Origin of the sequence: Pseudoalteromonas issachenkonii, from assembly GCF_002310795.1 — a bacterium.
Lineage (GTDB): Bacteria > Pseudomonadota > Gammaproteobacteria > Enterobacterales > Alteromonadaceae > Pseudoalteromonas > Pseudoalteromonas tetraodonis.
In genome coordinates this window covers 444,265-467,548 of record NZ_CP011030.1, presented here as the reverse complement: position 1 = coordinate 467,548, position 23,284 = coordinate 444,265, and the positions used below count along the sequence as shown (strand labels likewise).

Sequence of the window (23,284 nt, the reverse complement as noted above, 5' to 3'; positions counted from 1 at the left end):
CATGGCAACGCTAAACTTTATTCAACAAGGGTTACGTGTTCTAGAGATTGAACGCCAAGCACTCAGCGATATTACACAATACGTTAATGAAAGCTTTAACCAAGCCTGTCAATTAATGTTTGACTGCTCAGGTCGTATTATTGTTATTGGCATGGGTAAATCAGGCCATATTGGTAACAAAATAGCCGCCACTCTTGCCAGTACCGGCAGCCCCGCATTTTTTGTTCACCCGGGTGAAGCAAGCCATGGTGATTTAGGAATGATCACAGCAAATGACGTGGTTATCCTCATTTCAAACTCTGGTGAAACCAGCGAAGTACTTAATATTATTCCAGTATTAAAGCGCATTGGTGCCAAAATGATTGCCATGACAGGCAACCAAGGCTCAACCATGGCAACATTGGCAAATGTGCATGTGTGTATTAAAGTTGAACAAGAAGCCTGCTCATTGGGCTTAGCACCTACTGCAAGTACCACTGCCACACTCGCTATGGGTGATGCCATGGCGGTGGCATTATTAGAAGCACGCGGCTTTACTGCTGATGATTTTGCACTATCGCACCCTGGTGGTAGCTTAGGCAAGCGATTACTCTTAACTCTTAAAGATGTTATGCACAGTGGTGCTGATACACCTATCATTAACGAGACGCAAACGATTAAAGATGCCTTAATTGAAATGTCGGCCAAAGGACTCGGCATGACCGCTATTGTTGATAGTGACCAGCAATTATCAGGCCTGTTTACCGATGGCGATTTACGCCGTATTTTAGAGCAACGTATTGACATTCATAGCACTGAAATTAATGTTGTGATGACCAAGTCGTGTACTACAGCCACCCAAGAGATGCTCGCGGCTGAAGCGTTAAATATTATGGAACAAAAACGTATTAATGGTTTAATTGTAATTAATGAGCATAATCAACCGATTGGCGCACTAAATATGCAAGACTTACTTAAAGCGGGAGTGCTATAAATGCAATTTGAAGATCTCTATCAACCGCTAAGTGATGATGCAAAGGCGCGCGCAAAAAAAGTAAAGCTATTAATTTGTGATATTGATGGTGTATTTTCTGATGGCCGTATTTACCTTGGAAACCAAGGTGAAGAACTCAAAGCATTTAACACCAAAGACGGATTTGGTATCAAAGCCCTGATTAACAGCGGTTTTGAAGTCGCCGTAATCACTGGGCGCCATTCTCATATAGTGCAGCAACGTATGAGCAGTTTAACCGTACAACATATATATCAAGGCCAAGAAGACAAGCTTATAGCCTATCAAGAATTAAAACAAAAATTAGCGCTTAGCGATGAGCAAATTGCTTATATAGGTGATGATGGCCCAGACATGCCAGTAATGGAGCAAGTCGGTTTTGCGGTTGCCGTAAACGATGCTCATCCACTTATTAAACGTTTATCACATTATGTAACCCAACTGCCCGGCGGTTTTGGTGCGGTAAGAGAGCTGACAGACTTACTTATGCTCGAAAATAACAAGCCACTAACTAGCCAAGGAACGAGTTCATGAATGTAGCGCGCATTATACTGAGCGTTTTATTCATAAGCTGTATGGTTTGGCTCTGGTATCCTTATTTTACTAAGGTTGATATTACTGCAAGCGAAGAAACACAAGTTATTGCTAAGCCTGATTATACCGCTATTGAGCTAAAACAAACGGCTTATAATGAACAAGGTAAAGTGAGCCATAAGGTAACTGCGGTAAAAATGGAGTTGTATCAACAACTCGGTTTTACCTTTTTTGAAAAGCCTATATTCACTTTATACAACGAGCAGCAAACATGGCGTATTAACGCCGATGAAGCCACCCTCTACGACGACCGTCAACTGGTGTTAGAGGGTAATGTAACCGCTCAAAACTTAGTAGATAACGCCATGATCGATACGATCACCGCCCAGACCATCAATGTTGATATAAAACTATTAACCATGCAATCACAGCAGCCTGTCGTTATTACAGGACCTAATTTAAAAATCACAGGTAAAGGCCTTGAGGCCGATTTAAAAACCGAGGTGATTAAACTTATTAACCATACGCGAACCCTATATTATGACCAATAACCTATTTAAAATTTTAATTGTTCCCTCACTATTAATTGCTTTTAACAGTAATGGCGCTGAACCTGCTGAAGCCCCCGCTGCTAATCAAATTTCAATTAGTGCAGATAAGCAAGAAGGTCAATTAAAAGAAAACGTAGGCATTTTTGAGAAAAATGTTGAAATTATTCATGGTAATCGCCGTATCACAGCTGACCGTTTAGAAGTGCATAAACGCGATGACCTAGGCGATAACAAACAGTTATTAATTGCCACAGGCAGCCCTGCATATTTTGAAGAAACACAAGCTGATGGCACCATAATGAGCGCCAGTGCTAATGAAGTGCGTTACGATGTGTCGCTGCGTTTTTTAACCTTAATCGGCGATGCAAGCATTGCTCAAGCAGGTCAAAAAATAACAGCTAAAAGTATCACTTACGATATCGAGCAGCAGTTAATTAGCGCAGAAAAAGACGAAAACTCAACAGACCGTGTACACACTATTTTAGTCCCTGTTGAAAATAAAAAAGAAGATGATAAAGGTCAACCATGAGCACATTAAAAGCAGAGCTATTAGCTAAAAGCTACAAAGGTCGTGAAGTTGTAAAAAACGTTGGCCTAGAGGTTGAAGCTGGCAGTATTGTGGGGTTACTTGGCCCTAATGGTGCAGGTAAAACCACCACTTTTTATATGATTGTAGGCCTTGTGCCTAGCGATAAAGGCAAAATATCAATTGATGATAAAGATATTACTTTATTACCGATGCACAGCCGAGCGCGTTTAGGGATTGGTTATTTACCGCAAGAGTCGTCTATTTTTAGAAAGCTGACTGTTTATCAAAACTTAATGGCTATCTTAGAAACACGTAAAGAATTAAATAAACAACAACGCGAAGATACCTTAAATAATTTACTTGATGAATTTAGCATTCAGCATATCCGCGATAGTCAAGGTATGGCTTTATCAGGTGGTGAACGTCGCCGCGTTGAAATTGCTCGCGCGTTAGCAGCAAACCCTAAATTTATCCTTTTAGACGAACCCTTTGCGGGGGTTGATCCTATCTCAGTATTAGATATTAAAAAGATTATAGAGCATCTTAAAAACCGAGGAATTGGCGTATTGATCACAGATCACAACGTACGCGAAACTCTTGATGTTTGTGAAAAAGCCTACATAGTTTCTCATGGGGAGTTAATTGCATCAGGCACTCCAGAATATGTATTAAACGATAAAACAGTACGCGATGTTTATTTAGGCGAGCAGTTCAAGCTCTAATATGTGTGTTATTCCACTAAGCATCTGCTAAGATTAATTATACTTAGGTCTGTTGACCTTTCAAGGTTGAATTTGCAGCAGTCTGTTTGGTATTTAGGCAAGGCAGAGCCTATGTGGTGTGGTATTCCCCATAAATAGGCGATAACGCAGCATCAATGCCAAACAGGCGCTGCCCTTCGGGTTCTGCCTAGGGACGATTTACTCTTTGTTGCTCGGTTTTGACTTAGCCCACTAGGTTACAAACCTCGCGCCGCAATTAAACCGCCCCTAGTTTGAACAAATTTTAATCCGTAAAGGTCAACAGACCGTAATTTAAAAGGATTGTTAGAGATACATGAGGCAATCATTACAGCTGCGCATGGGCCAGCAACTTACAATGACTCCACAGTTGCAACAAGCAATTCGCTTATTGCAACTCAGTACATTGGATCTCCAGCAAGAAATTCAAGAAGCGCTCGATAGCAACCCCTTGCTTGAAGTTGAAGAACACGATTACAGCGAAGACACTGCAGGTAAAAACGAACAAAAAGCCGATAACGATGACTTAACGCTAAGTGCCTCAGCTGACGATAAACCTAGCGAGTATGAGCAAGATAGCGGCGAAGCAATGACCAAAGACACTATTAGCGATGATATGGCTATGGATGTTACTTGGGATGAATATATGAGCGCTGCGCCTGCCTCTTCATCGGGCCCAATGCCAGAAGATGAATCTATTTATCAAGGCTCTTCGACTGAAACGCTGCATGAGTATTTAATGTGGCAACTTCAACTGACGCCGTTTAGTCCTACCGATGAAGCGATAGCTATTGCAATTGTAGAAGCTGTAGACGACTCAGGGATTCTAACCCTTAGCTGTGAAGAAATATTAGAAAGCTTTAACCAAGAAAACGACGGCGAAGATGAAGTTGAACTTGACGAAATAGAAGCGGTACTAAAGCGTATTCAACTATTTGATCCAGTGGGAATAGCCGCGCGTAGTTTACAAGAGTGCTTGTGTATTCAGCTAAATCAATTTGATAAAGACACACCTTTTTTAAACGAAACAAAAATGATCTTAACCGATCATATTGATTTACTTGCTGCACGTGACTATCGCACGTTAATGAAAAAAACAAAGCTTAAAGAAGATGAGCTTAAAGAAATCATGACGTTGATTCATACGCTCAGCCCAAAACCGGCAGACACTATTGTCAGAGAAGAGTCTGAATACGTTATTCCTGATGTGTCGGTTAAAAAAGTTAAAGGTCGTTGGGTAGTTGAATTAAACCCAGATAGCATGCCTAAGATCAGAGTAAATAGCCAATATGCAGCTATGTCGCGTACGGTTAAATCAAGTGGTGATAGCCAGTTTATTCGCTCGCACTTACAAGAGGCTAAATGGTTTATAAAAAGCTTAGAAAGTAGAAATGACACGCTACTTAAAGTAACCAACTGTATTGTGCAGCAGCAACAGGCCTTTTTTGAACACGGTCCTGAGGCTATGAAGCCTATGGTGCTTAACGATGTGGCTGAAATGGTGGAAATGCATGAGTCGACTATATCGCGTGTTACTACGCAAAAATACATGCATACACCACGTGGCATTTTTGAGCTTAAATATTTCTTTTCAAGCCATGTAAGTACTGAAAATGGTGGCGAATGTTCATCAACAGCAATACGTGCATTAATTAAAAAATTAATCGCTGCAGAAAACTCAGCTAAACCATTGAGTGATAGTAAAATTGCAGATATATTGGCAGAGCAAGGAATTAAAGTAGCGAGGAGAACCATTGCAAAATATCGCGAATCTCTAGCTATTCCCCCGTCTAATCAACGTAAAAGTTTGATTTAAGGCGTACAACAAAGAGGAAAATGTTTATGCAACTGAATTTAACTGGTCGCCATGTAGATATTACCGACTCGCTTAGAGACTACGTAAATAGTAAATTTTCGAAGTTACAGAGGCACACTGATCACATAACGAATGTGCACGTTATTCTCGATGTAGAAAAACTAAACCAAAAAGCTGAAGCAACCGTTCATGTTAGTGGCGCTGAGATTTTTGCCTCTACTGAGCATCAAGATATGTATGCCGCTATAGACTCGCTCATTGACAAGCTAGATCGTCAAGTAATTAAACACAAAGAGAAACTTGCTCGACACTAACACTATGAAACTAAGCTCACTTATCTGTCAGGACTGCAGTAAAGCTGCGGTCCTTTTTAATAGTAAAAAAAGAATTTTAGAATTTATCAGTGAATTGGCTCACAATAAGCTGCCCTATTTAACACAACAAGATATTCTTAATGCATTAACTGCAAGAGAAAAGCTTGGAAGTACAGGCATTGGTCGAGGCATTGCTATTCCACATGGTCGCATGAGTGGTGCTCAAGAGCCCCTTGCTTTGATTTTAGTGAGCGAAACAGCTATTAATTTTGATGCGATTGATAACCGACCGGTTGACATTTTTGTCGCGTTAATTGTTCCCGATGGCGATAATCAGCAGCATTTGAAGACGCTAGCCACGATTGCTGATAAGCTCAATGATAAAGAATTTTGTAAACAGTTACGCGCCGCCAAATCGGATAGCGAACTGTATCAGGTTATCGTCAGTCAATCGTAGTAATAAAGAAAGGTGATAAATGGAATTAATAATTATAAGCGGTCGTTCAGGCTCAGGTAAATCTGTGGCGTTACGCGTTGTGGAAGACTTAGGTTATTATTGTGTAGACAATATTCCACTTAATTTATTACCATCATTAGTGCGCAGTGTTTCCGACAGTTATAATAAAATTGCCGTGAGTGTTGATGTGCGTAATCTACCTAAAGAGCAACAGCAGTTTAATGAAATCATTGAATATTTACCTGGTTTTACTAAACCAACGGTATTTTATTTAGACAGTGACGATCAAACATTAATAAAACGTTTTTCAGAAACGCGACGTCTCCACCCTTTATCTATTGATTCTTTGCCGCTTGATTTAGCCATAAAAAAAGAAAAACAACTACTTGATGTATTGATTAACCGTGCTGATTATATGATTGATACCACGGATTTAAGTGTGCATCAGCTTGCTGAATCTATTCGTGAAAAAATACTCGGAAAAAAAGATAAACAACTGATCATTACCTTTGAGTCATTTGGTTTTAAACACGGCATCCCTAAAGAAGCAGATTACGTATTCGATGCCCGTTTTTTACCAAACCCGCATTGGGAGCCTGAACTTAAGCCACTTACGGGGCTGGATCAACCAGTAAAAGACTACCTAGCAAGTCACAGCATAGTGCAAAAATTTACATGGCAAATTCAAACATTTGTGCAAACATGGCTGCCGCATTTAGAACGAAATAACCGCAGCTACTTAACCATTGCAATTGGCTGTACCGGTGGGCAACACCGCTCTGTTTATTTAGCGCAAACCATTGGCGAAAGCTTTGCAATGAGTCATCCTAATGTAAAAATTCGCCACCGAGAACAAGAATAAAATCAAAGCTTGCGAGAACATGTCATGCGCTTAGAAAATACATTTTTAATAAAAAACAAATTAGGATTACACGCTAGAGCGGCGACAGTATTAGCTCAGCTTTCTGTGCAATTTGATGCCACAATCACTTTATTTCAAGATGACAAACAAGCCGCTGGCGATAGCGTGCTGGCACTTATGTTACTCGAAAGCAGCCAAGGCAAAGAAGTTAAGGTGGTATGCGAAGGCCCCGACGCTGAGCCTGCACTTAGCGCAATAGGTGAACTCATCGACCAACGATTTAATGAGCAAGAATAAAAAAGTTCATTATTAACTCATCATCCTAAGCTTAGGTTAATAGTGGTTGAGGTAGTTTGCTCACATAAAGTAAGATAAACTAAAATTGAATAGCATTTATACCCTTCCAGCATGTAATACAATTTAATTAAGGACGCCAATGCCTGAAGCTTTAGAACAAGATATTCCACTACAACAACTAAAACAGGTGACTAAGTCACTAAATAGTGGTCAATTTGTTCAAGTTAGACGCATGCTGGCAAAAACGGCGCCTTGTGATACCGCACTTCTTTTAGAATCATCCCCGCATAAAATTCGCCGTATGCTCTGGCAGCTTGTTGATCCTGATGTACAAGGTGATGTGCTTGAAGAGCTGTCTGAAGATGTACGTTTGGGCATTATTGCGCAAATGGCACCCGAGCACATTGCTGCCGCAACCGAAGACATGGGCCATGATGACTTAGGGGAAGTACTACGTAGCCTACCTGACACCGTTTATAAAGATGTTGTTAGCGCTATGGATATTCAAGATAGAGAACGTGCAACGCAGGCTTTATCGTATCAAGAGCGCTCTGCTGGCGCATTGATGAATATAGATACCGTTACTATTCGCCCCGATGTGACTCTAGATGTGGTACTGCGTTATATTCGCTTACGCGGCGAATTACCTGAGGGTACAGATGACTTATATGTGGTTGATGAAAATAACTGCTTTTTAGGCGCCCTATCGCTGAGCACTTTATTAACCAACCCCCCTGAAAAAATTGTTCATGATTTAATGGATGAAGACTGTGAGTCTATTCCTATTTCAATGGATGAGAGCGAAGTTGCACAATTGTTTGAGCGTCATAACTGGATATCGGCACCGGTTGTTGATGACAACGCACACTTGCTTGGGCGGATCACCATTGATGATATCGTTGATGTTATTCGTGAAGACGCTGAGCACAGTTTACTGGGTTTAGCGGGTTTAGATGATGAAGAAGATACCTTTGCACCTGTGTTGAAAAGCTCTAAAAAGCGCTCAATTTGGCTGGGTGTAAACTTACTAACTGCATTGCTGGCTGCAATTGTGGCGAGCTTTTTTGAAAACACCTTAGCTATATTACCAATTCTTGCTGTGCTCAATGGTATTGTCCCGTCAATGGGTGGGGTTGCAGGCAGCCAAACCTTAACTTTGGTTATTCGCGGTATCGCGGTGGGCCATATCAACCAAACTAACCAACGTTTTTTATTATTAAAAGAACTCGCTATCGGCGCGATTAACGGTATGGTTTGGTCTATCCTAATTGCCGGTGTCGTTGCGCTTTGGCAATGGGATTTCAAACTCGGTGGTGTTTTAGCGTTTGCTATGTTTATGAATTTAGTTGCAGCAGGTATTGCGGGTGCTAGTATCCCACTATTGCTTAAAAAAATGAAAATAGATCCAGCACTTGCAGGCAGTGTGGTACTAACCACGGTAACTGATATTGTTGGTATATTTGCCTTCTTAGGTACTGCGACTTGGTTATTGATTTAATCTTTTTATAAACAAAAACACCGCATCAATACGCGGTGTTTTTGTTTAAGCCGATAGTTACTTTACATAAGTTAAGGCTACTTAGCGCGCTGGCGATTACCACCTACCTTAGGTTTAGTGTTGGCTTTTTTAAACTGGCTAAAGCCAGTATGACGAGTCAGCGCAGGACGACCGCCCTTGTTACCTTTTCCGCCTTTGGTTTGTCTTTCATCTCGCCCTTCTTCAGGGACTAAACAGTTAGGTCCTTTACCAATAAGCTTGGCTTTGCCCATGTTACGCAGGGCTTCGCGGATCATTGGCCAACCGGCAGGATCGTGATAGCGTAAAATTGCTTTATGCAAACGACGTTGGCGCGCTCCCTTAGGCACAGGTACTTGCTCCGTATTATTTTTAATATTACGTAGCGAGTTCATTTCTGTGTGGTAAATGGTGGTAGCGTTGGCCATCGGTGATGGATAAAAGTTTTGTACCTGATCAAGCTTAAAATCATTCGATTTCAGCCACAAAGCCATGTTTACCATGTCTTCATCTTTAGTCCCCGGGTGAGCAGAAATAAAGTATGGAATTAAATACTGCTTTTTACCCGCTTCTTTTGAGTACTTATCAAATAACGCTTTAAATTCATCATAGGCGCCCATACCCGGCTTCATCATTTTTGATAATGGGCCGTCTTCTGTGTGCTCGGGTGCTATTTTTAAATATCCACCAACATGATGGGTTACTAGCTCTTTAACGTAACGAGGATCACGTACTGCAAGGTCATAACGCACGCCCGAAGCAATTAAGATCTTTTTGATCCCTTTGACCTCACGCGCTTTTTTATATAAGTCGATAGTGGGTGTGTGATCGGTATCCATATGCTTACAAATATCAGGATACACACATGACAAGCGACGGCACGTACTCTCTGCTTTTTTACTGGTACAACGCAGTTTGTACATATTTGCAGTTGGCCCACCTAAATCAGAAATAACCCCAGTAAAGCCCGGCACTTTATCTCTAATTTGTTCAATTTCTTCGATAATCGATTCTTGTGAACGGCTTTGTATTATGCGCCCCTCATGCTCGGTAATAGAACAAAACGAACAGCCGCCAAAACAGCCGCGCATAATATTTACCGACGTTTTAATCATATCGTAAGCAGGGATTTTATTATCGCCATAACTTGGATGTGGTATACGCTGGTAAGGTAAACCAAACACGTCATCCATTTCCTGAGTTTCAAGCGGATAAGCCGGCGGATTCACCCAAATAGAACGATCGCCATGACGCTGAAATAACGCCCTTGCACAACCTGGGTTGGTTTCTTGATGTAAAATACGTGATGCATGGGCATACAAAGGCTTATTAACGCTAACCTGCTCAAATGCCGGCAGTTTAACGTAAGTTTTTTCCCACGGCTTAGGACAAGCAGGCTGGATGGTAATTGGTTTTGCAGCTTCTGCTTGTAAATCGATGCCGGCTTGCTTAAATTCTGATTTAGCACAGCCCACATCATCCGCGCCATAAGGATTAGGAATAGGGTCTATTTTACCAATTTTATCAATGGCTGTTGAGTCACTGCCACGCCAACCAGGTAAAGGCTCTTTACGAATAACTGCCGTGCCTCTAACATCCTGTATGGTATCGATGGTTTCACCGGCAGCGATACGATGCGCTACTTCAACTAACGGGCGTTCGGCATTACCATAAATTAAAATATCGCCTTTAGCGTCAAATAATACGCTACGACGTACTTTTTCTTGCCAGTAATCATAATGAGCAATACGGCGCAGACTGGCTTCAATGCCCCCTAACACTAATGGCACATCTTTGTAGGCTTCACGACAGCGTTGTGAATAAATGATCACTGCGCGATCTGGGCGTTTACCGCCGACATTTCCTGGTGTGTATGCGTCATCATGGCGCATTCGTTTTTCAGCGGTGTAACGATTGATCATCGAGTCCATATTACCGGCTGTAATACCAAAAAATAAGTTAGGCTTACCCAATGCCATAAACGCATCTTTAGAGTTCCAATCTGGTTGAGCAATAATACCCACTCTAAAACCTTGCGCTTCTAGCACTCGGCCAATTACGGCCATCCCAAAACTAGGATGGTCTACATAAGCATCACCGCTAATAATAATAATATCGCAGCTATCCCACCCAAGCGCGTCCATTTCTTCGCGTGTTGTTGGTAAAAATGGAGCTGTGCCATAACACTCAGCCCAATACTTGGGGTATGAGAATAAGGCGCGATCAGCTTTTAATGTGCTCATAAAATTGGCCGTTCAATAACAAAAGGCGCGAATTATACCCTATCGACATCCCCGTTGATATAGCACAAAATGAAAGCGCTGATTAAAAATTGTTTACCTTTATGGCATTACTAAAACTAATAAATCATCTAAACTTATTACGGCTAATGTCTGCTTTTGGAATAATACAAGGTAGATAAAATAGATCAAAAGCAACCGCGACTTCGTTAAACTATTAAATTATTAATAATTGATAGACGCTGTAAATTAAAATAGATGAGGAATACCTATTAAACTACTTAAAAAAATAATGCAGTTTTCAATCATTTTACTCCTGGTTTTTGTTGTCGTTGGATTATTGTTACCACAAAATTATCATGTGCAAAAAAGTATAAAGATTAACGCACGCGCTCCCGTAATAAAGTCATTAGTAGAGGACTTTACCCAGTGGTATAAATGGTCGCCGTGGCAACAAATAGACCCTAATATTAAGTTTAATATTGGAGAACCGAGCTCTGGCGCAGGAGCCTACCAATCTTGGGAAGGTAAATGGGGCAATGGCGAAATGACAATATCGTCATTAAGCGATAATGAAGTTGTATTTAGTGTGTTATTTAATCAAGAGCATATTATCACTAGCAAATTGCTATTTAGCCCGCACACAAAAATCGTCACGTGGCATATAGAAGGACAAGCAACGATGCCGCTTATTTCTGGGTACGTTGCTATATTTGCTGAAAATATATTAGGTAATATAGTGACCCTAGGGCTAAATAACTTAAAAACGGTCGCTCAACTCAGTGATGCACAAGCAATAATGGAAAGCCATGACAGTCAAAACCGCACAAGCCAGGATTAAACTTGCCAATATTATTGAGTCACTGCTAGGTTACTCGGTCACAAAAGTGAGTAATACGCCTGCCATTGATGAAAAAACCTATAATCCTCAAGGTAAAGCCAAATCGCTTTATAGTATTAATAGCGAGCATTCAATTTTAGCGCGTGCTCAAAAAAGACAAGACTTACTACTGATTAAACAGCAACAAAATATTGAGACTATTTTAGCCTTAGCAATGGAGTTTTGTCCTGATGTTGCTTGCGCCAAACAGCCCGATGCTGATTGGGTAGAGCACTTTATAGCCTTATGTGAAGATACCTCAAATCAATCTATGCAAGTGTTGTGGGCAAAAATTTTTACTGGCGAAACCATTAGCCCTGGTACTTTTTCTATTAAAAGTTTACAAACACTCAAGCACATGACCCAGCGCGAAGCCGATTCATTAAGAAAGTGCGTGTCTATTTCTGGGTATAACGAAAAGGATAGCAGCCACCTAATATTCTTGGGGTATTACAAAAAACCCTCGTTATTTGATTTACTAGGTAAAGGTAATAAAGTGTCATTAAGCATAGGTAAAAGCGGCGTGAGCTTTCCAGACATACTAACTTTAATGGATTTAAACTTGCTGTATCGTAAAGAAATAGAGTCAGCGGCATTAAAAGTAGGACAAGAGTTCACCCTATCCTTTTTATCACAAAAACTAACCTTAAAAGCAAAAAGTAACGATTTGGTGCTTAGCTATTATAAGTTTACTCAAACAGGTGATGAACTATTTAGATTAATGAACTACCCAATTAACAAGGTGTACAAACAGTTAATTGGTTCAGCATTTGAAGGGGAGTTTGAATTAGTTTGGCATTCTTTAAAATAGCAAACAGAGATGACTAAAGCGTGTGTTAGCTTTTAAAAATAAGAGCCACACAAGGTGGCTCAAAATAATACTTTAATTAAAAGTGAACCTGAATACCGGCAAACGGCCCCGATGCATCAATATCAGTATTAATATCATCGACATCATCAAGTTCTAAAACCATAGAGCGGTAGCCCGCTTTAACCGCAACATCAACCGCTAGGTTATCAATAAACTCCCAAGCAATACCCATTTGGTAATCTTGTACTTTACTGTCATCAATGGCTAAAAAGCTGCCTTCAGCAAAAACACTTAAACCACTAAATGGTAAACCCGCTTCAAAACGTCCATATACTAACGGCACAACACCAGAGAACTCTTCGATTTCAGTAAAGTTAGCGCCACCTTGTTGTGATGTACCTGTTACAACAAGCTCACCATCAAACTGCTTAGCATTAAGACCTAAATCAATTGAGATTAAATCGTTATCAAAAATCTCGTAGTAAAGAATATAATCAATGTGCGATAAGTCAGTCACTGAATTAACATCAGTGCCAACAATATAATCAGTACCGTTAAAACTAAATGTGTCTTCAAGCACTGTTGAGCCGTTTAATTCAAGCTCAGTGTATTTTAACTTTAAGTTTGGCACTAATGGCACTGGGTGCTCAAGCGCAGCGTAATAACTTACAAAAGTTTCATCTTCAAAGTTGAAGTTTTGCAGGGCGTTATTGTTATCAGAAAAGCTACCGTCATTATCTGCTTTCCAACCATCAACCCCTACATATAAACCCAATACAGTGTCGGCTTGTGCTACAGGGGCTAAACATGCCATTGATAAGGCTGCTGCTATACAATACTTTTTCATTTTTTATCCTTGCGCTAATAATTCGCTAAGTTCAATTAGTGCCGCATTGGCTCTAGAAATATAATTTGCCATAACAAGTGAATGGTTGGCGACATAACCAAATCCATTACCGTTTAAAATCATTGGGCTCCATACCGTTTCTTGGGTTGCTTCAAGCTCGCGTATAATTTGTTGCAAGCTGACACGGGCGTTCTTTTTATCAAGCACATCGGCAAAATCATATTCAACCGCCTGTAAAAAGTGCAGTAAAGCCCAAGTAGCACCACGTGACTCATAAAATACATCATCAATTTCCCACCATGATGTTTTTATTTGTTGTTGTAAAGGCGTATAGGTGGCCTGTGTATTTGAAGAGTTACCGGCGAGGTCAGTGTTAACCTTATCTTGACCCACGCTTGCACTTAAACGCTGACTTAAGCTGCCTAAACGCTTTTCAGCTTCTTTTAACCAACTGCGTAGGTTATCTGCACGAGAGTAAAATTGGCTATCGCGCTCATGCTGATTGGCTATTTGAGAACGATATACCATTAAATAATCAATTCCTTTTTGGTATTCACCCTCAGCACTTGGCCATGCCCATGCTTCAGAGCTGATATTAAATTGTGGCTGAGCTTTTTTGAGCGCTTCGTGTTCAGTTGATTGCGATTGTGAGCGGCTAAAATCTTTTCGCATAGACAACGCTAAATCACGCACCATTTCCAGCGCACCATACTCCCAGGCCGGCATATTGTCCATTATTACGCTCGGTGGTAGCACATCATTTGATAAGTAACCGCCTGATTTAGTTAAAAGCGTATCAGCTACAGTGATGAGTGTTGAAGTTGTTACATAACCTGTGACTAGTTTTTCACTGCGTTGCTGCGCTTGTTGCTTAGCATTTTGCACAACATCAAAACGTGAAGGCTCTATACTCCAGTACACTGCAATGGCGTAAAACACGACAAATAACAGTACCAGTGCCGTTATTATTTTTCCTTTATGCTGTGACATTTATCCTCCTAATGATGACTATGATCTTTCGATGCTTTTACCGGCTCTGCTTGTGAGGCTAACGAAACGACTTTTGCATTGGTAAATACTCGGTTCCCGTCTTCAAAATATAGCGTGAGTTTACGTTCTTGACCTACTTTTAACGGTTCTTGTGGTTCAAACACCATTAAATGATAGCTGCCTGGCTTAAAATCGAGTTGTTGGTGAGCTTTAATAAGCAATGATTCGACTTTTTGCATTTTCATCATACCGTCAGCGTGAACGTGCTCATGAATTTCAACACGCCCTAGGCCATCAATTGTCGCTTTAGTCAACGTTGCTGGTACATTGCTGTGGTTTTTAATACTAAAGTAAGCCACACTCGCTTTGGTTGCCGGCAAAAACTCTCTTACTTGCGCATGTGTTACTTGTAGCTGCGCAACAACACTATCGTGTTCATGTCCTTCGTGCGCCATTAACGAAGACGAAAAAACACCCACCATTAATGCACTTGCTATCAAAATACATTGTTTAATCATCAGTAAAATCCTTGTTAAAACAAAAAAATATAGTTTAAATTTATCATAATTCCCCTATGTTAGGCAGCTAATTTAAGCTCAAGAGACGACTTTTTTGTTATCTGCGATTAACCAACACAGCCCTGCTACAAACAATAACGGCCAAGCAATCATCAATGATCCGAATAAAAAAGCTAAAATAGTACCAGCCAGTGCCACCATCGCCGCGCCAACTAACCCCATCGTCACTAAAGCAACAATCGCAATAACAACGATAATAGCAACTAATGCACCAATGAGCTCTATACCTGTCCAGCTAATATCTGAGATCCATAGCGGAAACTGCCACACATCAAAGTGAATAATTGAACCGCTATTAATTAAAAACAACGCAACAATAACTAGGCACACGGCGAATGTTTTCATGCTGCTCTCCTTACACTGCTTTTTCTTCAAGGCAACAGTGAGCAATTAAATAACCTAGCGCCACTGCAAACGGAAAACTTAAAAATAATAAAACAGTCACTAAGCGAGTAGACCATACCGGAAAGTCTAGTCGGTAAGCTAACCCACTACAGACGCCTGATATTTTTTTGTTAAGCGTATTTTTGTACCAACGACGGTGTGTATTAAAACTATTCATAACAATCTCCTTAAGCTGTTTGTTTATTAGCAGTATTTAAACTTGCTTTTAAACTAGCCAGTTCTGCATCAATTTTTTCATTTTTAACCAGTGACTCAATTTGCATAGCTGTATTGCTCGCAGTATCTGTGAGCTCATACGCTTCAACTTGCGACTCTACACTTTCAACGCGGCGCTCTATTTGCTCAAATCGTGATAAGGCAAAAGCCACTTTATCGCTTTGTAGTTGCGTATTTATTTTTGCCCTTGCCTCAACTACGTTTTCACGCTTTGCAAGTTGTGCTTGCTTTGCTTTTGCCTGCGTCATTTTTTGCTGTAAGCGCTCGCAGTCTTCAGTGATTTTTACAATTGATTGCTGCAATGTTTCAAGCTGCGTTTGCAAGCACCCTATGCTTTGTTCAACTGTGTGTTTTTCGGCTAATGCTGATTTAGCTAAATCGTCACGTTTTTTTGTCACAGCATGCTCAGCTTTTAATTGCCAATTTGCGATCGCTTGCTGTTTGTTACTTATTTGACGTTTAATGCTCTTTTCTTCACATAAAAGTGCAGCTGCCGTACTACGACACTCATTAAGCGCTTCTTGCATTTCAGTAAGCATTAAATTGAGTAACTTTTCTGAGTCTTCTGCTTTATCAAGCATAGCTACAATATTTGCTTGAATGACGTCGTTTACGCGGTTAAATATGCCCATGTTATTCTCCTGATGATTTTTATTTATACATCAACAGGATTCCAAGAGTTATGCCAATAACTTAAAATGGTTTTATTTTCATTAAATATCATGTGGTTAAGTTATTTTAAGTAGGTAAATTAATGACTCGCCACTGAATGAAATTAAGTCGAATTGGCTAATAAAGTAAACTTTTGACCAAAATTTGGGATCAAAAAAAGCCACCTGAGGTGGCTTTTTTCTATACAGAGGATCTGTTATTCGGGTACGTAACTTAGTGCTTTATCCATAACACTCAAATCAGCTTGCTTGCCATGGCCATTTTCAGATAAATGGCGTCTAAAACCACGCGCACCGGGTTGTCCCTGAAAAATACCCAACATATGGCGAGCAACATGCCAAAAGTTAGCGCCTAAACGCATCTCTTCTTCAATGTAATCATACATAGAGCGCACAACATCATGACGTGACTGAGTATTAGCAGCATCACCATATATTTTTTCATCCACTTCATTTAGCATAAATGGATTGCTGTAAGCCTCTCGCCCAACCATCACTCCATCTATGTACTGTAAATGCTCAAGGCTTTGCTCAATGGTTTTAACACCGCCATTAATACTTAAATCAAGTTGTGGATAATCTTTTTTAAGCTGGTAAACGCGGGGGTAGTTAAGCTCAGGAACTTCGCGATTTTCTTTTGGACTCAATCCTTTTAGCCATGCCTTACGGGCATGAATAATAAAATCATCACAGCCTACTTTATGCGATGCTTCAATAAGCGCACATAAAAATTCATAGGAATCTTGCTCATCAATACCAATGCGCGTTTTTACCGTAACAGGAATACTGACTTCACTTTTCATTGCAGCAACACACTCTGCCACAAGCTCGGGCTCTGCCATTAAACAGGCACCAAAACGCCCATTTTGCACACGATCAGACGGACAACCTACGTTAAGGTTTATTTCATCATAACCGCGCTCACCTGCAAGCTTGGCACACTGTGCTAGCGCTTGCGGATCTGAGCCCCCCAGCTGCAGCGCTACTGGGCCTTCATGTTGATTAAAGTGCAAATAGTCACCACGGCCAAACAAAATAGCACCTGTGGTGATCATTTCAGTGTAGAGCACGGTGTGCTTTGTCATTTTACGATGAAACGTACGACAATGGCGATCAGTCCAATCGAGCATGGGGGCAACAGAAAAGCGTCGATTTAAAGTACGTTTATCCAAAATGTAGTCCTCAAAAATTTATAATTTAAGCACAGCTTAAAAGGCGCTGCATTTTACACAAAAGCCCCATGCGCAGCAATATTAAGCAAACACCTGCAAGCCAAAGTATTGTGCGATACCGTTTAAAATATTCGTTACTGCGACTGAGCTTAAAATTAACCCCATAATTCGACTAATAATACTTGCCCCACTATCACCTATTATTTTATGTACATGCGTAGCAAGTAATAACAAAATAAGTACCACCACTAAAACGGCCAGCATCATTGATGAGGTAATCATTTGTTCAACCCAGGTATATTCTTCATTACGCGTCATTAATACAGCACCTAACATAGCGCCTGGGCTTGCAATTGAGGGTATAGCCAGCGGAAAAATAGCGGTTTCAGTGCTATCGCGAACACTTTTAATTTCAGCTTCGGGTTTACTTTCACCAAACGTCATGGAGAGTGCAAAAATTAATAAGATCAACCCACCGGCTATTTGAAATGCCGATAGTGGAATCTCAATCACATTGAGTAATTGCTCACCGGCAACCACAAAAAATAACAGTACTAAAGCAGATACACCCACTGCTTTAAAAATTACTTTACGCTTAAACTTGTCGTCATCACCCCGAGTTACGGCGATAAAAACCGGAATTGTGCCGATTGGATCGATAACTGCAAAAAAGAAAATAAATATGGCTAATAGTTCATGCATTAATGAATACCTTTTCACAAAAGCGGTTAATAAAACGCTGCAACTACAATACAGTATGTTAGTATATCACGGCAAAGTAAGGATGAGAGAAGATGAATATAGAATCACTCGTAAGTAAAGCAAAACAAGTATGCGACAACCGTGGTGCGCGATTCACACCTATTCGCGAAAAGGTATTTCGTTTATTAGCAAGCGCTCAAGGTGGTGTGGGTGCATACGATTTGCTAGAGCAATTAAAAGTCACTGAAACAGGCGCAAAACCTGCGACAATTTATCGTGCTTTAGACTTTTTAGCAGAACTCGGTTTTATTCATAAAATTGAAAGCACTAACGCATTCATGTTGTGTCATCACTTTGATCATATTCATCCTGTTCAATTACTAATTTGTGATACATGTGGGTTTGTTAAAGAGCTGCATTCAACAGTAATTTCACATGAGCTCAATAATTTAGCAGCCGAAAGTGGCTTTGTAGTTTCTGGGCAAACCATAGAAGCACACGGTAAATGTGACGCTTGTCGAGCATAGCTGAGCGACTATAGCTATACTTTACGTATACCCTCTATCAGTACCAATTTAAGGATATATAATATGAATGTAGAGTTCATTAATCCCTTTTTATCTTCTTTGATGAATGTATTGAGCACCATGGCTCAAACTCAGTTAAAACCAGGTAAACCTCGCATTAAAACCGATGAAGTAGCCTGTGGTGATGTATCGGGATTAATTGGTATGGTTGGCCCCCAAACTCGCGGTTCATTTTCAATAACCTTCGACGAAAGTTTAGCGCTTACGATTATGGAACGTATGTTAGGTGAGCGACCTGACAGCGTAAATGAAGAAGTCACTGACATGGTCGGCGAAATAACCAATATGGTCACCGGTGGTGCTAAAAACCTATTAGGTGAAAAAGGCTATGACTTTGCCATGGCAACCCCCATTGTTGTGTCTGGCAAAAACCATACTATTACGCATAAAAGTGACGGCAAAAAAATTATTATGCCATTTACCAGTGATGCAGGTAATGCAAACATTGAAGTGAGCTTCGATAAGCTATGAGCTGGTCGCAAACCACGATTACATTAAAGCCTCGCTCGCGGGGCTTTCACTTAATTGATAACGACATACTGACTAAACTCCCACAGCTGAGCCAACTAAAAATAGGGTTATTACACTTATTTATTCAACACACCTCTGCCAGCTTAACCATTAATGAAAATGCCGATCCGACCGTGCGTATGGATATGGAAAGCCACTTCAATCAGTTTGTACCTGAGCGCCAGCCTTATTATCGTCATGACTATGAGGGCGATGATGATATGCCTGCTCATATTAAAACCAGCACTTTAGGTTGCGAGTTAACGATACCTATTAATGATGGTCAATTAGCGCTGGGGACTTGGCAAGGAATATATTTAGGCGAACATCGCGACCATGGTGGGTCTAGGCGTATTATTGCCACTTTGCAAGGCGAAACGTTTTAGAGCTAGGTTTTAGGTTTTATACCAATTCGCTTAATTAAGCGGTCTATTTTGAGGCAGGAAAAACGGGTTGATAGCTAGGCAAAAAATTCGCTATTTAGTTGTTCTAAATGAGAATTTTTTAACACAGATAGCGACACGTTTAGCCCCGCAAAATGATTGAGTATTATTGCGGATTGGTATTACAACACAGATCGTTCGCATCCATTGAGCACTTCAAATCTAATAAAAATTATATAAATTAAATTTATAATGATTAACGTGTGGATTATTGTTTGCTATTTAAAAATGAATATCTGGAAAGTAAATAAGATTGGAGCGGTACACGAGGCTCGAACTCGTGACCTCGACCTTGGCAAGGTCGCGCTCTACCAACTGAGCTAGTACCGCATTATATGAAGATTCTAGGTCCTAGGTTCTGTCAAAATTAAACCTTGTTCCTTTCGCCTTTCATCTTGAATCTTTATTTCTACTACAATTTCTTTTGGTGAGAAATTGGAGCGGCACACGAGGCTCGAACTCGTGACCTCGACCTTGGCAAGGTCGCGCTCTACCAACTGAGCTAGTGCCGCATTCAAAATAGTCAGTAATTCGTCCGTTAGTGCGCGACGGGTCGCGTCCTACATTCTGGCAACTGAGCTAGTGCCGCATTCAAAATAGTCAGTAATTTGTCCGTTGGTGCGCGACAGGTCGCGTCCTACATTCTGGCAACTGAGCTAGTGCCGCATTATATCAATTTTAACTTTTCATCTTGAACTACAATTTCTTTGGTGAGAAATTGGAGCGGCACACGAGGCTCGAACTCGTGACCTCGACCTTGGCAAGGTCGCGCTCTACCAACTGAGCTAGTGCCGCATTCAAAATAGTCAGTAATTTGTCCGTTGGTGCGCGACAGGTCGCGTTCAACATTCTGGCAACTGAGCTAGTGCCGCATTCAAAAGTCAAAGCTCAAACACACTAACCCCGCGGGGGTTATCGTCTTGAGCGGGGCAGGATTCTACAATAATTAGGGTGCTTTGCAAGTATTTTTTATAAATTAAAAAACTTTTCTCGGTAAACCTTTAATTCCATAATCGAATCTTTAATGTCGTCTAACGCTAAATGTGACCCTTTTTTATTCACTTGAGCCAATACATCTGGTTTCCAACGACGAGCAAGTTCTTTAATGGTACTTACATCTAAATTACGGTAATGAAAAAAGTCTTCAAGCTCACGCATATACTTATTCATAAAACGACGATCTTGGCCAATCGAGTTACCACACATAGGTGAAGCACCCGCTGGCACCCATTGCTTTAAAAACGCGAGGGTTTGATCAACGGCATAAGCTTCATCGAAAGTACTTGCCTTACAACGCGCTGTAAGCCCTGATTTGCCATGCTGAGTTGTACACCACTCATCCATACCATCAAGTAGTTCATCACTTTGATGAATGGCAATGGTTGGGCCTTCGGCTAATATATTCAGATCAGCGTCAGTGACAACAGTTGCAATTTCAAGTATTTTGTCAGTCTCTGGTTCAAGTCCGGTCATTTCCAGATCGAGCCAAATTAAATTTGATTTATTAATAGTCATAATTACCTTAAACGGTGCTTTTCTTTAGATCCAACGCATTTCGATATATCATATTAGCATCAACCGTCGAGCTAAAGCTTTTTTTGGCAAACTCGGCATTTAACTCAGGTTATAGGCCTCAAGTGGCAAAACAGAAAAAATTAAGTAAAGGCCAATCCCGTAGGATCAAGGCTAATCATCAAAAGCGCTTATCGAATGCCGATACAAAACCGGCAAAAGTCGGCGCGCAAGAATGGCAAACAGATAATTTAGGTCAAGTGGAAAATGCGATTGTTATTAGCCGCTTTGGACAACATGCCGATGTAGAAACACAAAACGGTGATGTATTACGTTGTAATATTCGTCGTACCGTATCGAACTTGGTTTGCGGCGATGAAGTATTGTTTCGCCGTGCAAAAGTAAGTGAAGGTGATTTAGCGGGTGTTATTGAAGCAACTCAAGAGCGCCGTTCACAACTCACGCGCCCCGATTTTTATGATGGGGTTAAAGTGATTGCCGCTAACATTGATCAAATTTTAATGGTTTCAGCGGTACTGCCAGAGTTTACCCCGAGCATTATTGACCGCTATTTAATTGCCTGTGAAGACATGGGTATCGAACCCATTTTAGTACTTAATAAAATTGATTTAATTGATGAAGCGGGTTTAAACGAAATACAACAAATCCTCGACATTTACCGTAAGCTTAATTATCAGGTGCTGCTAGTTAGTAATATAACTGGCGAAGGCATTAATGAGTTAAAAGAAGTACTTGCGGGCAAAAACAATATTTTTGTTGGTCAAAGTGGCGTGGGTAAATCTACCTTAGTTAACACTGTACTGCCAGATGCTGAAATTTTGACTAAAGAAGTGTCTGAAAACAGCGGGCTTGGCCAGCACACCACCACGGTATCGCGCCTTCATCATTTACCGAGTGGGGGTAATTTAATTGACTCACCGGGAATTCGTGAATTTGGTCTATGGCATTTAGATGTTGAACGCGTCACTTGGTGCTTTAAAGAATTTAGAGAATTTATAGGCGGATGCCGGTTTAGAGATTGTAAACATTTAAACGATCCGGGCTGTATAATTAAACAAGCGGTAGCCGATGGCGATATTTCAAAATTACGCTTTGAAAGCTACCACCGTATTTTAGAAACCATGGCCGATGGCCGTGCAGGCGCTCGTGCGCCCCGCGTATAATAAGGGAATAACCTGTGAGTTTAGATAAATTTAAAATCGCCATGCAGTATGCCATGCCAAAACACTTTATTTCTCGTGTGGTAGGTAAACTTGCTGCAGCAAAAGCCGGTGCGTTAACAACCACATTAATTAAATTATTTATTAAACAATATAAAATAGATATGAGCGAAGCTAAATATTCAGATCCGGCTCATTACAAAAGCTTTAATGAATTTTTTACCCGTCCGTTAAAAGACGGTGTGCGTCCTATGGTTGAAGATGAAGAAATTATTATTCATCCAGTAGACGGCGCAATTAGCCAACTAGGCGACATTGTTGATGGTCAACTTATTCAAGCTAAAGGCCACGATTACAGCTTACAAGCATTGTTAGGTGGATCACAAGACGACACAACCCCGTTTTTAGGCGGTAAATTTGCAACTATTTACTTGGCACCAAAAGATTACCACCGTATTCATATGCCAATTGATGGCACGCTAAGCAAAATGATTTATGTACCGGGCGATTTATTTTCAGTAAACCCACTTACCGCTCAAAACGTACCAAATTTATTTGCCCGTAACGAGCGTGTAGTGGCTATTTTTGAAACTGAAATTGGCCCGCTAGCTATGGTTTTAGTAGGCGCAACCATTGTTGCCAGCATAGAAACTATTTGGGCTGGCACAGTGACTCCACCAGCTGGCAGTGATGTGTTTAGCTGGAACTACCCAACTAAAGGCGAAAACGCGATCACCCTTAAGAAAGGGGAAGAAATGGGTCGCTTTAAATTAGGCTCAACGGTTGTGCTCGCATGGGGTGCGAACAAAGCAGAAATATTAGACGATCAACTCCCAGAGGTAGTTACTCGTTTAGGCACTGCCTTTGCAAAAATTGATGATTAATAGGTAGTGTCAGTTCGAGCTTAAAAAACACCGCGTTTATTTTCAATA

28 protein-coding genes and 3 tRNA genes are annotated in these 23,284 nt (G+C 40.7%); 18 read left to right on the top strand and 13 right to left on the bottom strand.

What is annotated here, in order from left to right:
- Position 1: 1 nt before the first annotated feature.
- From PISS_RS02135 to mgtE, 11 genes are all read left to right on the top strand, one after another.
- Positions 2-973 (top strand): KpsF/GutQ family sugar-phosphate isomerase, encoded by a 972-nt coding sequence (locus PISS_RS02135; protein ID WP_058154118.1) that lies wholly within the window; start codon positions 2-4, stop codon positions 971-973.
- Positions 974-1,525: a 3-deoxy-manno-octulosonate-8-phosphatase KdsC gene (gene kdsC / locus PISS_RS02130; RefSeq protein WP_013463985.1), complete on the top strand. Its 552-nt coding sequence runs from the start codon at positions 974-976 to the stop codon at positions 1,523-1,525.
- Positions 1,522-2,076 carry an LPS export ABC transporter periplasmic protein LptC gene (lptC, locus tag PISS_RS02125; RefSeq protein ID WP_024601343.1) on the top strand — a complete coding sequence of 185 codons (555 nt, stop codon included), beginning with the start codon at positions 1,522-1,524 and terminating at the stop codon, positions 2,074-2,076. Before kdsC ends, lptC begins: the two co-directional genes overlap by 4 nt.
- Positions 2,066-2,605, top strand: coding sequence for a lipopolysaccharide transport periplasmic protein LptA (gene lptA, locus PISS_RS02120; protein WP_016900279.1), 540 nt, complete (start codon positions 2,066-2,068; stop codon positions 2,603-2,605). The genes lptC and lptA overlap by 11 nt, the downstream gene beginning before the upstream one ends.
- Complete coding sequence (gene lptB, locus PISS_RS02115; RefSeq protein WP_013463982.1) at positions 2,602-3,327, top strand: LPS export ABC transporter ATP-binding protein; 726 nt, start codon at positions 2,602-2,604, stop codon at positions 3,325-3,327. Before lptA ends, lptB begins: the two co-directional genes overlap by 4 nt.
- Positions 3,328-3,661: 334 nt before the next feature.
- Positions 3,662-5,161, top strand: coding sequence for an RNA polymerase factor sigma-54 (locus tag PISS_RS02110; protein WP_024601344.1), 1,500 nt, complete (start codon positions 3,662-3,664; stop codon positions 5,159-5,161).
- A 26-nt stretch (positions 5,162-5,187) separates the two neighbouring features.
- Positions 5,188-5,475, top strand: coding sequence for a ribosome hibernation promoting factor (gene hpf / locus PISS_RS02105; protein ID WP_010390562.1), 288 nt, complete (start codon positions 5,188-5,190; stop codon positions 5,473-5,475).
- 4 nt (positions 5,476-5,479) lie between these two features.
- Positions 5,480-5,932, top strand: a complete 453-nt coding sequence (gene ptsN / locus PISS_RS02100; RefSeq protein WP_013463980.1) for a PTS IIA-like nitrogen regulatory protein PtsN — start codon at positions 5,480-5,482, stop codon at positions 5,930-5,932.
- 19 nt (positions 5,933-5,951) lie between these two features.
- Positions 5,952-6,794 (top strand): RNase adapter RapZ, encoded by an 843-nt coding sequence (gene rapZ, locus PISS_RS02095; RefSeq protein WP_010390558.1) that lies wholly within the window; start codon positions 5,952-5,954, stop codon positions 6,792-6,794.
- Positions 6,795-6,818: 24 nt separating this feature from the next.
- Positions 6,819-7,091, top strand: a complete 273-nt coding sequence (locus tag PISS_RS02090) for an HPr family phosphocarrier protein (protein ID WP_013463979.1) — start codon at positions 6,819-6,821, stop codon at positions 7,089-7,091.
- 139 nt (positions 7,092-7,230) lie between these two features.
- A complete protein-coding gene (gene mgtE, locus PISS_RS02085; protein WP_024601347.1) occupies positions 7,231-8,589 on the top strand; it encodes a magnesium transporter in 1,359 nt (452 codons plus the stop codon).
- Between the two features lie 77 nt (positions 8,590-8,666).
- On the opposite strand, the gene PISS_RS02080 is transcribed toward mgtE, so the two are convergent.
- Positions 8,667-10,850, bottom strand: coding sequence for a YgiQ family radical SAM protein (locus PISS_RS02080; protein WP_058154117.1), 2,184 nt, complete (start codon positions 10,848-10,850; stop codon positions 8,667-8,669).
- 289 nt (positions 10,851-11,139) lie between these two features.
- On the opposite strand from PISS_RS02080, the gene PISS_RS02075 reads away from it, so the two are divergent.
- Positions 11,140-11,688, top strand: a complete 549-nt coding sequence (locus PISS_RS02075) for an SRPBCC family protein (protein WP_058154116.1) — start codon at positions 11,140-11,142, stop codon at positions 11,686-11,688.
- Complete coding sequence (locus PISS_RS02070; RefSeq protein WP_058154115.1) at positions 11,657-12,538, top strand: TIGR03899 family protein; 882 nt, start codon at positions 11,657-11,659, stop codon at positions 12,536-12,538. Before PISS_RS02075 ends, PISS_RS02070 begins: the two co-directional genes overlap by 32 nt.
- 76 nt (positions 12,539-12,614) lie before the next feature.
- Here the strand turns inward: PISS_RS02070 and PISS_RS02065 are convergent, their stop codons facing one another.
- From PISS_RS02065 to PISS_RS02030, 8 genes are all read right to left on the bottom strand, one after another.
- Positions 12,615-13,385, bottom strand: a complete 771-nt coding sequence (locus tag PISS_RS02065) for a TIGR04219 family outer membrane beta-barrel protein (RefSeq protein ID WP_013463974.1) — start codon at positions 13,383-13,385, stop codon at positions 12,615-12,617.
- A 3-nt stretch (positions 13,386-13,388) separates the two neighbouring features.
- Positions 13,389-14,375 (bottom strand): DUF2333 family protein, encoded by a 987-nt coding sequence (locus tag PISS_RS02060; protein ID WP_013463973.1) that lies wholly within the window; start codon positions 14,373-14,375, stop codon positions 13,389-13,391.
- Positions 14,376-14,383: 8 nt separating this feature from the next.
- Entirely contained in the window at positions 14,384-14,893 is a 510-nt protein-coding gene (locus tag PISS_RS02055) for a copper chaperone PCu(A)C (RefSeq protein ID WP_013463972.1), read from the bottom strand.
- Between the two features lie 78 nt (positions 14,894-14,971).
- A complete protein-coding gene (locus PISS_RS02050) occupies positions 14,972-15,298 on the bottom strand; it encodes a hypothetical protein (protein WP_016900286.1) in 327 nt (108 codons plus the stop codon).
- A gap of 10 nt (positions 15,299-15,308) precedes the next feature.
- Positions 15,309-15,515, bottom strand: a complete 207-nt coding sequence (locus PISS_RS02045) for a PspC domain-containing protein (protein ID WP_013463970.1) — start codon at positions 15,513-15,515, stop codon at positions 15,309-15,311.
- 10 nt (positions 15,516-15,525) lie between these two features.
- Positions 15,526-16,206 (bottom strand): PspA/IM30 family protein, encoded by a 681-nt coding sequence (locus PISS_RS02040; protein ID WP_058154114.1) that lies wholly within the window; start codon positions 16,204-16,206, stop codon positions 15,526-15,528.
- A gap of 236 nt (positions 16,207-16,442) precedes the next feature.
- On the bottom strand, positions 16,443-17,375 hold the full coding sequence (gene dusA, locus PISS_RS02035; RefSeq protein ID WP_036955956.1) for a tRNA dihydrouridine(20/20a) synthase DusA: 933 nt from the start codon (positions 17,373-17,375) through the stop codon (positions 16,443-16,445).
- A gap of 123 nt (positions 17,376-17,498) precedes the next feature.
- The gene (locus PISS_RS02030) at positions 17,499-18,119 is read right to left on the bottom strand and encodes a MarC family protein (protein ID WP_008115498.1); all 621 of its coding nucleotides are present in this window, start codon (positions 18,117-18,119) and stop codon (positions 17,499-17,501) included.
- A 92-nt stretch (positions 18,120-18,211) separates the two neighbouring features.
- On the opposite strand from PISS_RS02030, the gene PISS_RS02025 reads away from it, so the two are divergent.
- The 3 genes from PISS_RS02025 to PISS_RS02015 all read left to right on the top strand — a co-directional run bounded on the left by PISS_RS02025 (position 18,212) and on the right by PISS_RS02015 (position 19,602).
- Positions 18,212-18,646: a transcriptional repressor gene (locus PISS_RS02025; protein WP_013463967.1), complete on the top strand. Its 435-nt coding sequence runs from the start codon at positions 18,212-18,214 to the stop codon at positions 18,644-18,646.
- A 63-nt stretch (positions 18,647-18,709) separates the two neighbouring features.
- Positions 18,710-19,177, top strand: coding sequence for a chemotaxis protein CheX (locus tag PISS_RS02020; protein ID WP_013463966.1), 468 nt, complete (start codon positions 18,710-18,712; stop codon positions 19,175-19,177).
- On the top strand, positions 19,174-19,602 hold the full coding sequence (locus tag PISS_RS02015) for a secondary thiamine-phosphate synthase enzyme YjbQ (RefSeq protein WP_058154113.1): 429 nt from the start codon (positions 19,174-19,176) through the stop codon (positions 19,600-19,602). The genes PISS_RS02020 and PISS_RS02015 overlap by 4 nt, the downstream gene beginning before the upstream one ends.
- Positions 19,603-19,913: 311 nt before the next feature.
- Here PISS_RS02015 and PISS_RS02010 read toward each other — a convergent pair.
- The 4 genes from PISS_RS02010 to orn all read right to left on the bottom strand — a co-directional run bounded on the left by PISS_RS02010 (position 19,914) and on the right by orn (position 21,174).
- Positions 19,914-19,989 (bottom strand) — tRNA-Gly (locus PISS_RS02010).
- A gap of 106 nt (positions 19,990-20,095) precedes the next feature.
- A tRNA-Gly gene (locus PISS_RS02005) sits at positions 20,096-20,171 on the bottom strand.
- Between the two features lie 207 nt (positions 20,172-20,378).
- A tRNA-Gly gene (locus PISS_RS02000) sits at positions 20,379-20,454 on the bottom strand.
- Between the two features lie 174 nt (positions 20,455-20,628).
- Positions 20,629-21,174, bottom strand: a complete 546-nt coding sequence (gene orn / locus PISS_RS01995) for an oligoribonuclease (RefSeq protein WP_028834530.1) — start codon at positions 21,172-21,174, stop codon at positions 20,629-20,631.
- A gap of 122 nt (positions 21,175-21,296) precedes the next feature.
- Between orn and rsgA the strand changes: the two genes are divergently transcribed.
- Together rsgA and asd are read left to right on the top strand one after the other, a co-directional pair.
- Positions 21,297-22,355, top strand: coding sequence for a small ribosomal subunit biogenesis GTPase RsgA (gene rsgA, locus PISS_RS01990; protein ID WP_013463964.1), 1,059 nt, complete (start codon positions 21,297-21,299; stop codon positions 22,353-22,355).
- 14 nt (positions 22,356-22,369) lie between these two features.
- The gene (gene asd / locus PISS_RS01985; protein ID WP_024601662.1) at positions 22,370-23,236 is read left to right on the top strand and encodes an archaetidylserine decarboxylase; all 867 of its coding nucleotides are present in this window, start codon (positions 22,370-22,372) and stop codon (positions 23,234-23,236) included.
- Positions 23,237-23,284: the final 48 nt, after the last annotated feature.